Raw genomic sequence first — 13,848 nt, forward strand, 5'->3', positions numbered from 1 at the left:
GCCCAAAATGTGTATCACGCTATAGGCCTTATCATTTCCCTCGCCGGGCGGGCGCATCCGCGCCCTTGGCCGCGCCCTCAACGGCCGCTTTAGCGGCAAGTCCGCTTCACAAAGTCCGCCGTCCCGTCTATGGTGGCGGCATGGCCTGACCGAAAAACGGTCAGCGACCCAAAAAATAATCAGACAAAGCAATCGGTTGAACATGACACCCCCTGTCGGCGTTTTCGCTGCCGGGATGGTGCGCATGTCTTGATTCGCTATGCGTGGAGGGATGTTTTCTTATGGCATTGGTCAATGCACACAAGCTGATCGACGAGGCGAAGTTCGGAAAGTTCCACTGGAACGTTCTGTTCTGGACCGCGTTGATCATTATTTTCGACGGCTACGATCTGGTCATCTACGGCGTGGTCCTGCCGGTTCTCATGAAGGAATGGCACCTGGACCCCATCCAGGCCGGCGCGCTGGGCAGTTATGCCCTGTTCGGCATGATGTTCGGAGCCCTGACCTTCGGGTCCCTGTCCGACCGCTTCGGGCGCAAGCCGATCATCGCGGTCTGCGTCGTGCTGTTCAGCCTGTTCACGGTGCTGAACGGCTTCGTCCGCGACACCACTGAATTCGCGATCTGCCGCTTCATCGCCGGTCTTGGCATCGGCGGCGTCATGCCCAATGCGGTGGCGCTGATGACCGAATACGCGCCGAAGCGGCTGCGCAGCACCCTGGTGGCCGTGATGTTCAGCGGCTATTCGGTGGGCGGCATGCTGTCGGCGGGCTTGGGGATGACGCTGATTCCCACCTTCGGCTGGTCGGCGGTGTTCTTCGTGGCGGCGGTTCCCCTGCTGCTGCTGCCGGTCACCTTGTACCTGATGCCGGAATCCATCGGGTTCCTGATCAAGGCCGGCCGCACCGAGGAAGCCATCGACAAGCTGGTCCGGCTGGAGCCGTCCTACAAGCCGCAGCCCGGTGACGAGATCTCGTTTCCCACCGGCGCCACCGGCCAGGCTTCGCTGCCGGCCCTGTTCGCCGATGGCCGGGGCCTTTCCACGGTGATGTTCTGGGTCGCCTTCTTCATGTGCCTGCTGATGGTCTATGCCCTGGGCTCCTGGCTGCCCAAGCTGATGACCACGGCCGGCTATGGCCTGGGCTCGAGCCTGAGCTTCCTGCTGGTGCTGAATTTCGGCGCCATCTTCGGCGCGGTGGGCGGCGGCCATATCGCCGACCGCATGAACCTGAAGCGCGTCCTGGTGGCGTTCTTCGTGATCGCCGCCATCTCCATCAGCCTGCTGGGGGTCAAGAGCCCGACCATGGTGCTCTATGTCCTGGTGGCGGTGGCCGGTGCCACCACCATCGGCACCCAGATCCTGCTCTACGCCTATGTGGCGCAGTTCTATCCCATGGCCATCCGCTCCACCGGTATCGGCTGGGCCTCGGGCGTGGGACGCAGCGGCGCCATTCTCGGCCCGATGCTGGGCGGGACGCTGCTGGCCTGGAAGCTGCCGCTGATGCAGAACTTCATGGCCTTCGCGGTGCCCGGAGTGATCGCCGCCATCGCCATGAGCCTGGTGGTGCGCAGCGCTCAGCACGCCCCGGCCGAGGAGAAGGACCTGGCCTTCGCCGCCGAGACCGGGATGATGGAGCCCGATTGAGGCAGAGGTCTGTCGGGTTGAGGTGGAATCCTTCCTTTCCATTCGTCATGGCCGGGCTTGACCCGGCCATCCATGGACCCTCGGGTCGAGCCCGAGGGTGACGAAGAAGTGGATTTGACCAGATTCGGGCAGACCCCAAACGGCCAAGGCGGCGGCTATTCCGCCGCCTTGCTGCCGTTGGCGAGCTTGGCGGCCGGATCGTCCAGGGCGGCCAGCAGGGCGGTCTTGATCTGCTCCAGCTTGCGGCCGTGCTCGATCTTATGGCCGAACACGTCCTTGACGTAGAACACGTCCACCACCCGCTCGCCATAGGTGGAGATGTGGGCCGAGGAAATCTGCAGTCCCACATTGGTCATGGCGTTGGTGATGTCGTAGAGCAGGCCCGGCCGGTCGCGGCCGTTGACCTCGACCACGGTGTGGGAGCGGGACGGCTTGTTGTCCACCAGCACGCGGGGCGGCACCTTGAAGACGTGGGCGCGGCTGGGCAGCTTGCCCTTGCGCGCAGCCAGTTCCCGGTCGAGGCGCAAACGCCCGGACAGCACCTGCTCGACACAGGTGGCCAGCTTGGCCAGCTTGGCCGGGCTGTCGAAGGCGCCGCCGTCGGAATCCTGGATGCAGAAGGTATCGAGCGCCATGCCGTTGGCCAGCGTGATGATCTTGGCGTCGACGATGTTGGCCCCCGACACCGCCATGGCGCCGGCGATCTGCGAGAACAGGCCGGGATGGTCGCCGGTATAGACGATGATCTCGGTGACGGCCCGGTGACTGTCCACCCGGGGCTCGACGGTGAGCGGGGCGCGCACCGCCTCGGCCTCGCGCACCAGTCGGGCGTGGCGCAGGTGGATGGGGGTGTCGAAGGTGGTCCAATAGGTGGAATAGCCGCGCGCGATATGGGCCTCGATGTCCTCGGGCGGCCAGGACAGCTTGAACAGTTCGGAGCGCAGCGCGTCCTGGGCGGCCTTGACCCGGGCGGCGCGGGCGGTGCCCGACAGGCCGCCGGTCATCACCTCCAGGGCCCGGCTGTAGAGTTCGCGCAGCAGACCGGCCTTCCAGGCGTTCCACACGGTGGGGCCGACGGCGCGGATATCGGCGACGGTCAGGCACAGCAGCAGGCGCAGGCGCTCGGGCGACTGGACCAGGGCGACGAAGTCGGAAATGGTCTTGGGGTCGTCGATGTCGCGCTTGAAGGCGATGCGGCTCATGGACAGGTGTTCGCGCACCAGCCAGGCGGCGGATTCCGTCTCCTCGTCGGTGAGGCCCAGACGTGGTCCCAGTTTCATCACCACGTCGGCGCCCAGGGTGGAATGGTCGCCGCCGCGGCCCTTGGCGATGTCGTGGCAGAACACCGCGATGAACAGGGCGCGGCGCGACACCACCTGATGGATCACCTCGGTGCAGGTGGGCGCCTCGTCCTTGAGGTCGCCGCGTTCAAGGGCGTGCAGCACGCCCAGCGCCTGCACCGTGTGCTCGTCCACCGTATAGACGTGGTACATGTCGTACTGCATCTGGGCGACGACGCGGCCGAAATCGGGAATGAAGCGGCCCAGCACCCCGGCCTCGTTCATGTGGCGCAGCGCCACTTCCGGGTTCTTGCGCGACGTCACCATGTCGACGAACAGCCGGTTGGCGGTGGGATCGACCCGCAGCGCGGCGTCGATGCGCTTCAGGTTGCGATGAACCAGGTCCAGCGCGTGGGGGTGGATGTCCACCTCCTGGGTCAGCGCGGTGTGGAACAGGCGGATCATGGCCGCCGGATCGGTCTCGAACTGGTTGGCGGCGGTGACGTCGAGGCGCCCACCCTCGAGCTGGAAGCCAGCCACGGTGGTACGGCGCGAGAACAGCCGGCCCAGTTGCAGCCGGCGCGGCTTGCTCTTGAAGGTCTCCTCGGTCAGCGCGCAGAACAGCCGCGTCAGGTCGCCCACATCCTTGGCGATCAGGAAGTAGTGCTTCATGAAGCGCTCGACGCCCCGCGAGCAGGCGCGGTCGGCGTAGTGCATGCGCACCGCGATCTCGGGCTGCACGTCGAAGGTCAGGCGGTCCTCGGGGCGGTCGGTCAGGTAGTGCAGGTGGCAGCGCACCGCCCACAGGAAGGCCTGGGCCTTGGCGAAGCGCCGGGCCGCCGGGCGCGAGATGATGCCCTTCTCGGCCAGTTCCGAGACGTCCTTGACCCGGTAGACGTACTTGGCGATCCAGTAGAGCGTGTGCAGGTCCCTGAGGCCGCCCTTGCCCTCCTTGACGTTGGGTTCCAGCACGTAGCGGGAATCGCCCATGCTCGAATGCCGCGAATCGCGCTCGGCCAGCTTGGATTCCACGAAGGCCTCGGCGGTGCCGGTCATCACCTCGGCGGAGTAGCGGACCCACAGATCGTCGAACAGCGCCCGGTCGCCCCACAGCCAGCGCATCTCCAGCAGGGCGGTGCGGATGGTCAGGTCGGCCTTGGCGTTGCGCACGCAATCCTCGGCCGAGCGGGTGGAGTGCCCGACCTTCAGCCCCATGTCCCACAGCATGTAGAGGATGAACTCCACCACCTGCTCGTGATACGGCGTGCGCTTGTAGGGCAGCAGGAACAAAAGGTCGATGTCGGAATGGGGCGACAGCTCGCCGCGGCCATAGCCGCCCACCGCCACCAGGCTCATGCTCTCGCCCGTGGTGCGCACACCCTGGGGGAACTCGCGATCACAGGCGTAGTCGTGGACCAGACGGACCAGCTGGTCGATCAGGAAACAGTTCTCGCGCACCGTACTGGTGCCGTCGCCGTGGGAATCGAAGCGGGCGCGCACCTCGGCGCGGCCGGCGGCCAGCACCTGCTTGAAGATCTCCAGGACCCTCATCCGCCGCTTGTTCCTGGGCAGGTCCTCTTCCATCAGCCCATCGAGCCGGGCGAGGACCGCCTTGCGGTGGATGATGGCGCGCTGGCCTTTGATCTTGCTCATGGTCGGGTGTCGTCACCGCAGGAAGCCGAAGCGCCGATTATAGGGGCCGGATGGCGGGCACCGCCAGCCCCTTCGGACGCGGATTGGGCATGCCGGCCGCACTGCCTGTCAAATGGGCATTAAAACTCCACTCCGGCCTGGGCCTTGATGCCGTCCTTGAAGGGGTGCTTCACCATGGTCATCTCGGTGACCAGATCGGCGGCCTCGATCAGCGGCGGCAGGGCGTTACGCCCGGTCAGCACCACGTGCTGGCCCTCGGGCCGCGCCCGGATGGCGTCCAGCACCGTTTCCAGCGGCAGGTATTCGTAGCGCAGCGCCACGTTGATCTCGTCCAGGATCACCATCTTGTACTCGGGATCGGCCAGCAGTGAGGCGGCCAGTTCCCAGGCCCGCCCGGCGGCGGCGATATCGCGGGCGCGGTCCTGGGTCTCCCAGGTGAAGCCCTCGCCCATGGCGCGGAAAGTGACCAGATCGCCCAGGCCTTCCATCACCCGGCGCTCGGCGGTGTCCCAGGCGCCCTTGATGAACTGGACGATGCCCACCTTCATGCCGTGGCCGACGCAGCGGATGGCCATGCCGAAGGCGGCGGTGGACTTGCCCTTGCCCGCCCCGGTATGGACGATCATCACGCCGCGGGCTCCGGTTTTCCTGGCCATGAGTTTATCGCGCGAGGCCTTTTTCTTGGCCATTTTCTCGCGGTGGCGCTGGTCGTGGTCCTCGGTCATGGTTTCTCCGGCGGGAAGGGGCGGTTCGCCATAGATGGCGAGCGGGCGGTGGGCTTCAAGACTGAAACAAATCCTTCACGTTCTTCCCGTTGCGTCCAGCGGTATAAGCCCTGCGGGTCCCGGGATGGATGTGGAATTTGAAACGCATGGCAGAACAATCGGCCCAGCCAAAAATGACCGCCCGCGAGCTTGCCGTCCATTATGGCGGAAAGCCAGCCCTGAAGGGTGTCGATCTGGACATCGCGGAGGGCGAGGTGACCGCCCTGATCGGTCCGTCGGGTTGCGGCAAGTCCACCTTCCTGCGCTGTCTCAACCGCATGAACGACACCATCCCCGCCGCCCGGGTGAGCGGAAGGGCCAGCCTGGACGGCGAGGAGATCTACGGCACCGCCGGCATGGACCCGGTGCTGCTGCGCGCCCGGGTCGGCATGGTGTTCCAGCGGCCCAACCCTTTCCCTAAATCCATCTATGACAACGTGGCCTTCGGCCCGCGCCTGCACGGCCTGGCGGCCGAGGGCGAGGAGATGGATGCCCTGGTCCGCGCCTGCCTCGAGCGGGCCGGGCTGTGGAAGGAGGTCAAGGACGTGCTGGGCAGCCAGGGTACCGGCCTGTCGGGCGGCCAGCAGCAGCGCCTGTGCATCGCCCGCGCCATCGCGGTCAGTCCCGAGGTCATCTTGATGGATGAGCCCTGCTCGGCGCTGGACCCCATCGCCACGGCGCGCATCGAGGAACTGATCGACGAGCTTTGCCAGGCCTTCACCATCGTCATCGTCACCCATTCCATGCAGCAGGCGGCCCGCGTGTCGCAGACCACCGCCTTCTTCCATCTGGGCGATATCATCGAGGTGGGCGCCACCGAACAGATTTTCACGGCGCCCGCCAATTCGCTCACTCAGGGCTACATCACCGGCCGTTTCGGCTGAGGGAGATACCGCTATGACCACCGTCGGCGAACCGCATATCGTCAAGTCCTACGATACCGAACTGGCCCGTCTGGACGATTCCCTGGCCCGCATGGGCGGGCTGGCCGAGGCCCAGATGGCCGCCGCCCTCGAGGCGCTGGAGGCCCGCGACAGCGAACTGGCCGCCCGGGTGATGGAGAACGACGCCCAGGTGGATGCCGTCGAGGCCTTCGTCAACGAGCAGACGGTGCGGGTGCTGGCGCTGCGCGCTCCGGTGGCCGACGATCTGCGGACCGTGGTGGCGGCGCTGAAGATCGCCGGCGAGATCGAGCGCGTCGCCGATCTGGCCGCCAACGCCGCCAAGCGCTCGCTGGTGCTCAACCGCCTGCCGCCGGTCGAGCCCATGCGCTCGCTGCTGCGGCTGGGACGGCTGGCGCTGGCCCTGGTCAAGGAGGTGATGGACGCCCATCTCGGCCACGACGCGGCCCGCGCCCTGGCGGCGCGCGACCGCGATCAGGAGATCGACGACGTCTACGCCTCGCTGTTCCGCGAGATCCTCACCTATATGATGGAGGACCCCAGGAACATCACGCCGTGCTCGCACCTGATGTTTATCGCCAAGAATTTCGAGCGCATCGGCGACCACGCCACCAATATCGCCGAACTGGCCCATTTCCGCATCCTCGGCCGGGCGGCCCTGCAGCAGCGGCCCAAGAAGGACGATTCATCCTTCGTGGGTGCCGACCCGGAGTAGGGGGAAGAGGGCTGCCGGCTTACCAGAACTTGGTGGACAGCCAGTAGAACAGGGCGGCGACCGAACCCGCCGCCGGGATGGTGATCACCCAGGCGACCACGATGTTGCCGGCGATGTGCCAGCGCACCCCCGAGACCTTGCGGGCCGAGCCGACGCCGATGATGGCGCCGGTGATGGTGTGGGTGGTGGATACCGGAATGCCCAGCCAGGTGGCGCCGAACAGGGTGGCGGCACCGGCGGCGTTGGCGCAGAAGCCGTCGATCTGCTTCATGTCGGTGATGCGCGACCCCATGGTCTTGACGATGCGCCAGCCGCCGAACAGGGTTCCGAGACCCATGGCGATCTGGCAGAGCACGGCCACCCAGATGGGCACGTGGAACTCGCCGTGCAGCAGACCCTGGCTGAACAGCAGGGCGGTGATGATGCCCATGGTCTTCTGGGCGTCATTGCCGCCGTGGCCCAGGGAATACATGGCCGCCGAGAAGAATTGCAGGATACGGAAGCGGCGGTCGACCACGAAGGGCGCGGTGCGCCGGCACATCCACGACACCACCAGGATCAGGGCCATGGCCAGCACCAGGCCGATCATCGGCGACAGCACGATGGCCGAACCGGTCTTGATGAAGCCGGCGGGGACCAGGGCGGAAAAGCCGCCTTTGGCGATGCCGGCTCCGGCGATGCCGCCGATCAGGGCGTGGGAGCTGGACGACGGAATCCCCAGGCCCCAGGTGACGACGTTCCAGACGATGGCCCCCATCAGGGCGCCGAAGATCACATGGGTGTCGACCAGTCCCGGCTCGACGATGCCGGTGCCGATGGTCTTGGCCACGCTGGTGGTGAAGAACACCAGGGCGATGGTGTTGAAGAACGCCGCCCAGGCCACCGCGTATTTGGGCGACAGCACCCGGGTGGACACCACGGTGGCGATGGAATTGGCCGCGTCATGCAGGCCGTTCAGGAAGTCGAACACCAGGGCCGTGACGACCAGGGCGACGATGATGGGAAAGGCGACGGATTCCATCGGATGCGGCCTAGACCTGTTCGATCACCACCGTCTCGATGACGTTGGCCACGTCGTCGAAGCGGTCGGAGACCTTTTCCAGCCGCTGATAGATCTCCTTGCGGGTGATCAGCTTGACCGGGTCCTTCTCGGTGGCGAACAGGGCGCGCAGGCCTTCGTGCTGGCGCTTGTCGGCGGCGCTTTCCTGGCGGCCGATGGCGTCGCACAGCTCGTTGATGGCCGCCGCGTTGCGGGTGACTTCCCGCATCAGCGGAATGGCCTTGGTCAGCAGGTGGGCGCACTCGGTGATGCCGGTGGCCAGCGCCCGCATGTCGGGGGTGAATTCCTTGACGCCGTAAAGGTCGACGCGCTGCGCCACCTCCTCGATGGTGTCGACCGCGTCGTCCATGGTGGTGATCAGCCGGTGGATCTGGTCACGGTCGAAGGGCGTGATGAACGAGCGGTGCAGGGCCTGCAGCGTCTCGCGGGTGATGAGGTCGGCCTCGCCTTCGAAGGCGCAGATCTGCTTGAAATGCAGCCCGATGTCGGCACCGTCGCCCATCATGGCTTCCAGCGCCTTGGCGGCGCAGTGGATTTTTTCCGCGTGTTGGGCAAACAGCCCGACGAATTCCTCTTCCTTGGGCATCAAGGCACGGAACATGCGGAAAAACATGGGGGAGCCCCTGGGCAGTTACGGTAATCGCCGCCTCAATACCACATGTGACCGGAAGATGACACGTGGTATCGAGTCGGCGGATGGGGCCTATCTCGCCCGGCGGCGATACAGGAAGAACACGGGTGCCCGCCCGGTGATGCATTTCTGCTCGTAGCGGGTGGCGGGCCAGTCGGCCGGCACCTGGGAGCGGTCGGCGGTGGCCAGCACCTTGTCGAAGGCGGGATGAGCGTCCAGGTGGCGGGCGGCCCAGGCCACGTAGATGGGATCGTCGCTGGCGACCCGCAGCTCGCCGCCATCCTCCAGCACCCGGGCCAGGACATCCAGGGTCTCCGGGCTGATGAAGCGCCGGTAGGCGTGGCGGGTCTTGGGCCACGGGTCGGGGAACAGCACGAACACCCGCCCCAGCGTGCCGTCGGGCAAGGCGGGCAGCAGCAGGCGGACGTCCTCGGGAAAGATGCGGACATTGCCCAGGGCGCGGGCCTGGACATGGCCGAGCAGGCTGGCGATGCCGTTCCTGAACACTTCGCCGCCGATCAGGCCCACATCCGGATTGGCCTCGGCCAGTTGGGCCAGATGCTCGCCGCCGCCGAAGCCCACCTCCAGCCAGACCGAGCGCATGGCGCCGGGAAACAGCAGGGCGGGCTCGATCCGGGTTCCGGGTTCGGGCACCGCCACGGTGAGGCGCGGCAGCAGGTCCTCGATCAAGCCGAGGGCGTTGCGGCGCAGGGCCTTGCCCTGGCGACGACCGAAAAAACGCGGCCGCTCGGCGGCCGCGTTTCCATTTTCGGTATTCTGGCCCATGAAGGTCCTAGAAGGCCTTCTTGAGCTGCTCCACCAGGTCGGTCTTCTCCCACGAGAAGCCGCCATCGGCGTCCGGGCTGCGGCCGAAATGGCCGTAGGCGGCGGTGCGGGCGTAAATGGGCTTGTTGAGGCCCAGATGGGTGCGGATGCCCCGCGGGCTCAAGTCCACCAGTTGCTGCAGCACGATGGCCAGCTTGTCCTCGTCCACCGTGCAGGTGCCCGAGGTGTCCACATAGACCGACAGCGGCTTGGAGACGCCGATGGCGTAGCTGAGCTGGATCACGCACTTGTCGGCCAGGCCGGCGGCGACCACGTTCTTGGCCAGATAGCGGGCGGCATAGGCGGCCGAGCGGTCGACCTTGGTCGGGTCCTTGCCCGAGAAGGCGCCGCCGCCGTGGGGCGCCGCGCCGCCGTAGGTGTCGACGATGATCTTGCGGCCGGTGAGGCCGGTATCGCCGTCCGGACCACCGATGACGAAGCGGCCGGTCGGGTTGACGTAGAACTGGTCCTCGGACGGGAACCAGCCCTCGGGCAGCACGTTCTTGACGTGGGGGCGGACGATTTCCTTGATGTCGGCCTGGGACAGGCCGTCCACGTGCTGGTGCGAGACCACCACCGAGGTGGCGCGCACCGGCTTGCCGTCACGGTATTCCAGGGTGACCTGGCTCTTGGAATCGGGCAGCAGCTGCGGGGCGGCGCCGGAATGGCGGGCCTCGGCCAGGCTCTTCAGGATCTCGTGAGAGTAGTAGATGGGGGCCGGCATCAGCACCGGGGTCTCGTTGCAGGCATAGCCGAACATGATGCCCTGGTCGCCCGCGCCCTCGTCCTTGTCGCCGGCGGCGTCGACGCCCTGGGCGATGTCGGCCGACTGGGCATGGACGTGGTTCAGGACCTTGGCGTGCTTCCAGTGGAAGCCCTCCTGCTCGTAGCCGATGTCCTTGACCGCATGGCGGGCCAACTCGTCCATCAGGGCGGCGTTGACCGAGGCCGGGCCGCGCACTTCACCGGCCATGACGATCAGGTTGGTGGTGACCAGGGTCTCCACCGCCACGCGGGCATAGGGATCGGCCCCGAGGAACGCATCGACGACGGCGTCGGAAATCCGGTCGGCAACCTTGTCGGGATGGCCTTCGGACACGGATTCACTGGTGAAGAGGAAATTCTTTTTGGACACGGGCAAGCCCTCCTAGATCCAATCGACGTTGGGACCTGGGGCATCAACACGCGAGACTGGCGCCATCGTGATGCACCCACTTAGCCGAAATCAGCGTGGCGGCAAGCGGTCAAAATCTCCACGGGAGCGGATACACCCCTCCGGGTGGTTCTTCTGACAGGCGAAAGGGCGACTCGTCAAGACGAATCGCCCCCAAGCCCAAATCCAGAATTTCAAAGGGTTATTTCTTGATTTCACCCACCGCCGCCAGGGCCTTGGCCAGGTCGTAGACCCGGCGGCGCACCTGGGGATCGGTGATGCTGTAATAGGCGCGGACCAGTTCCAGCGTCTCGCGCTTGGTCATGGGGTCGGCCTCGAAGCTCGCCGGCTCGTCGGCCAGGCCGGAAATGCCGCGGGCCACCGCCAGCGGGCTCTGGTCCTGGACGGTTTCGGCCATGTCGTCGAAGAAGAACGACACCGGCACGTCCAGCACGCGCGACAGGTCGAACAGCCGCGAGGCGCCGATACGGTTGGCGCCGCGTTCGTATTTTTGTACCTGCTGGAAGGTCAGTCCGATGGATTCGCCAAGCTTCTCCTGGCTCATTCCCATCAGGGTGCGGCGCAAGCGCACGCGCGCGCCGACGTGGATATCGACCGGATTGGGCAGGCCCGAAGGAAGACGGCCCCGCGACGAACCACGGTGGGAGGGGGCGAGATTGCGGTTACTTTTAACCATGGCAGCGTCCTAATAGGTCGTTGGGTGTGGCGCCCTCGGTACTGGAGGTTGTAGAAGCACCATACGGGCACGATTGTATACAGTCAACACGCTACGGGCGTAGAACTAGCGCCATAGCAATATGACATATGTATGTGGACGATATGGTTAATTCAACCGTCGCAGCAAAAAAGCCGCGAACCCGCTCAGAAGCAGGAGGATGGCGGGGATGATATTACCGAACCGGCTGTAAATGGTGCCCGCCAGGGGCTGGGGCAGGGGAGCGTCGAGAATGCCCCGGTCGCCCAGTGCCAGACGGCCGATGACGCGGCCGACCGGATCGATCACCGCCGAGATGCCGGTATTGGCGGCGCGGGCCTGGGGCAGGCCCTCCTCGATGGAGCGCATGCGCGACGCCGCCAGATGTTGGTGCGGTCCCGACGAAATACCGAACCAGCCGTCGTTGGTGACGTTGAGAATCCAGCCGGGACGCGGCTGGTCCCGGGCGACGACGGCGGTGGGAAAAATGGCCTCGTAACAGATCAGCGGCGCCGCCGCCGGCAGACCCGGCAAATCCAGGGTCACCGGCCCCGGCCCGGCCGAGAAATCGGTGCCGCCATGGGTGATCTTGGCGATGGGCAGGATGCCGCGCAGCGGCACGTATTCGCCGAAAGGCACCAGATGGACCTTGTCGTAGATGGCGGCGATCTCCGAGGAGCCGGTCACCGCCATCAGCGAATTCCAGATATGGAACGGCTCGACCCCCTTGGGGGTGATGCGCGGTGCTCCGGTCAGCAGCAGCCCGCCCGGCGGCACGGCGGTGGCGGCCATCTGGCGGTGCAGGCGGTCGAGGTCGAGGAAATAGGACACGGCCGTCTCGGGCCAGATCACCGTGGTCACCGATTCGAATCCGGGGCCGCGCGTCAGGGTGATGTGGTCTAGCAGATTGGCCTCGCGCAGGTCGTCGCGCCATTTGTTGCCCTGGGCCACGGCGGCCTGGACGATACGCAGCTTGACGTCGGGCACCAGGGCCTGTGGATTCTGGGACAGGCGCAGGGTGCCGCCGGCCCACAGCAGGACGGGCAGGCCCAGCGTCAGGGCGGCGACGGCGCGGCGGTTGCCGGGAGCGGCCAGCAAGGCGGGGGCCAGCGCCATCAGGTAGGTGAGCAGGCTGAGGCCCCAGATGCCGCCGAAGGCACCGAACTGCAGGACGGGCAGGCTGATGTCCCACACCGAGCCCATGGGGTTCCAGGGCAGGCCCGACATCACCCAGGAGCGCAGCCATTCCGACAGGGTGAACGCCGTGGCCAGAGCGGGAATCCGGGCCACCCGGCCCAGGCGGCCCAGATGGACGCCCAGGGTGGCCAGGCCGAAAAAGGTGGCCAGCACCGCCGACAGGCCGAAGATGGCGAAGGGAACCATCCAGCCGAACCTGACCGGATCGGTGAGCAAGGCGAGGGAGATCCAGTAGAGTCCCACCGCGAACCAGCCGGTGAACCACCAGAAGCCGGCGCCAAAGGCGGCACGTCGCGTGGTGGCGGCATCCAGACTCCACGCCACGGCGGGAAAGGTCAGGAACAGGGCCGGCAGGATAAGGGTGGGCGGCAGGGACAGGGCCGCCAGGGCGCCCAGCAGCAGAAGGGTCAGGCGCCGGCGCCAGCCGGTCAGGGCGCAAAATCGCCGCTTCAGGTTTTCCAGCATCATTCCGTCGTCACCGGTTCCGGCGTGGCCACCCGGCGCACCCGCACACGCTTCACCCGGCGGGGGTCGGCGTCCATCACCTCGAATTCCAGCCCGGCGGAATGGGTGATCAGCTCGCCCCGCGACGGCACCCGTCCGGCGACGAACGAGACCAGCCCGCCCAGGGTCTCCACCTCTTCGCGTTCCTCCTCGGTGAGCACCGCCCCCATGTGCTCCTCGAACTCGGCGATGGGCGTGCGGCCGTCGGCCTCGACGGCACCGTCGGCCTGGATGACCAGCTCCGGCTCCTCGTCCTGGTCGTGCTCGTCCTCGATCTCGCCGACGATCTGTTCCACCAGGTCCTCGATGGTAACCAGCCCGTCGATGCCGCCGTATTCATCCACCACCAGGGCCAGATGCGAACGCTTGAGCCGCATCTCCAGCAGCAGGTCGGTGACCCGCATGCTGGGCGCCACGAACTGGACGCGCCGCGCCAGACGGGGCAGGTTGAACGGCTTGCCCTGGCCCATCACCTCCAGCAGGTCCTTGATGTGGACCATGCCGATGACGTCGTCGAGCGAGCGGCGGTAGACCGGCAGGCGGGAATGGCCGCAGCCGATGAACAGCGCGATCAGCCCTTCCAGGGTGGTCTTGGCCTCCACCGCCACGATATCGGCGCGCGGTACCATGACGTCATAGGCGGTGACGTCGCGCAGATGCAGGATGTTGCCGAGCAACTGGCGCTCGTGCTCGTCGATGGGGATTTCGGCGCTGTCGCGGTCCTCGATCAGCTCTTCCAGGGCGTCGCGGACGGTCTCGGCGCCCTTGGAGCGGCGGCGGCCCTTCAGCCAGCCGCGCATGGCACC

12 protein-coding genes are annotated in these 13,848 nt (G+C 66.5%); 3 read left to right on the forward strand and 9 right to left on the reverse strand.

The features are described 5' to 3' along the window. The first annotated feature begins 281 nt into the window (after nt 1-281). Nucleotides 282-1,643: an aromatic acid/H+ symport family MFS transporter gene (locus CP958_RS14440; protein WP_096702664.1), complete on the forward strand. Its 1,362-nt coding sequence runs from the start codon at nt 282-284 to the stop codon at nt 1,641-1,643. 155 nt (nt 1,644-1,798) lie between these two features. On the opposite strand, the gene CP958_RS14445 is transcribed toward CP958_RS14440, so the two are convergent. Beyond that, nucleotides 1,799-4,576, reverse strand: coding sequence for a [protein-PII] uridylyltransferase (locus CP958_RS14445; protein WP_096702666.1), 2,778 nt, complete (start codon nt 4,574-4,576; stop codon nt 1,799-1,801). 119 nt (nt 4,577-4,695) lie between these two features. Next, on the reverse strand, nt 4,696-5,301 hold the full coding sequence (gene cobO / locus CP958_RS14450; RefSeq protein WP_096702668.1) for a cob(I)yrinic acid a,c-diamide adenosyltransferase: 606 nt from the start codon (nt 5,299-5,301) through the stop codon (nt 4,696-4,698). 146 nt (nt 5,302-5,447) lie between these two features. Between cobO and pstB the strand changes: the two genes are divergently transcribed. Both pstB and phoU read left to right on the forward strand, forming a co-directional pair. Then, nucleotides 5,448-6,224, forward strand: coding sequence for a phosphate ABC transporter ATP-binding protein PstB (pstB, locus tag CP958_RS14455; RefSeq protein ID WP_096702670.1), 777 nt, complete (start codon nt 5,448-5,450; stop codon nt 6,222-6,224). Nucleotides 6,225-6,237: 13 nt separating this feature from the next. Next, nucleotides 6,238-6,957: a phosphate signaling complex protein PhoU gene (gene phoU / locus CP958_RS14460; protein ID WP_096702672.1), complete on the forward strand. Its 720-nt coding sequence runs from the start codon at nt 6,238-6,240 to the stop codon at nt 6,955-6,957. Nucleotides 6,958-6,976: 19 nt separating this feature from the next. Here the strand turns inward: phoU and CP958_RS14465 are convergent, their stop codons facing one another. The 7 genes from CP958_RS14465 to CP958_RS14495 all read right to left on the reverse strand — a co-directional run bounded on the left by CP958_RS14465 (nt 6,977) and on the right by CP958_RS14495 (nt 13,842). Beyond that, on the reverse strand, nt 6,977-7,978 hold the full coding sequence (locus CP958_RS14465; protein ID WP_096702674.1) for an inorganic phosphate transporter: 1,002 nt from the start codon (nt 7,976-7,978) through the stop codon (nt 6,977-6,979). 10 nt (nt 7,979-7,988) lie between these two features. After that, nucleotides 7,989-8,630, reverse strand: a complete 642-nt coding sequence (locus CP958_RS14470; RefSeq protein WP_096702676.1) for a DUF47 family protein — start codon at nt 8,628-8,630, stop codon at nt 7,989-7,991. A 90-nt stretch (nt 8,631-8,720) separates the two neighbouring features. Beyond that, a complete protein-coding gene (trmB, locus tag CP958_RS14475) occupies nt 8,721-9,434 on the reverse strand; it encodes a tRNA (guanosine(46)-N7)-methyltransferase TrmB (protein WP_096702678.1) in 714 nt (237 codons plus the stop codon). A 7-nt stretch (nt 9,435-9,441) separates the two neighbouring features. After that, a complete protein-coding gene (gene metK / locus CP958_RS14480) occupies nt 9,442-10,608 on the reverse strand; it encodes a methionine adenosyltransferase (RefSeq protein ID WP_096703058.1) in 1,167 nt (388 codons plus the stop codon). Between the two features lie 220 nt (nt 10,609-10,828). After that, nucleotides 10,829-11,323, reverse strand: coding sequence for a helix-turn-helix transcriptional regulator (locus tag CP958_RS14485; RefSeq protein ID WP_096702680.1), 495 nt, complete (start codon nt 11,321-11,323; stop codon nt 10,829-10,831). 147 nt (nt 11,324-11,470) lie between these two features. Further along, nucleotides 11,471-13,006 carry an apolipoprotein N-acyltransferase gene (gene lnt, locus CP958_RS14490; protein WP_096702682.1) on the reverse strand — a complete coding sequence of 512 codons (1,536 nt, stop codon included), beginning with the start codon at nt 13,004-13,006 and terminating at the stop codon, nt 11,471-11,473. After that, complete coding sequence (locus CP958_RS14495) at nt 13,003-13,842, reverse strand: hemolysin family protein (RefSeq protein ID WP_096702684.1); 840 nt, start codon at nt 13,840-13,842, stop codon at nt 13,003-13,005. Before CP958_RS14495 ends, lnt begins: the two co-directional genes overlap by 4 nt. Between the last annotated feature and the right edge of the window lie 6 nt (nt 13,843-13,848).

It is taken from the genome of Magnetospirillum sp. 15-1 (assembly GCF_900184795.1).
Classification (GTDB): Bacteria; Pseudomonadota; Alphaproteobacteria; order Rhodospirillales; family Magnetospirillaceae; genus Phaeospirillum.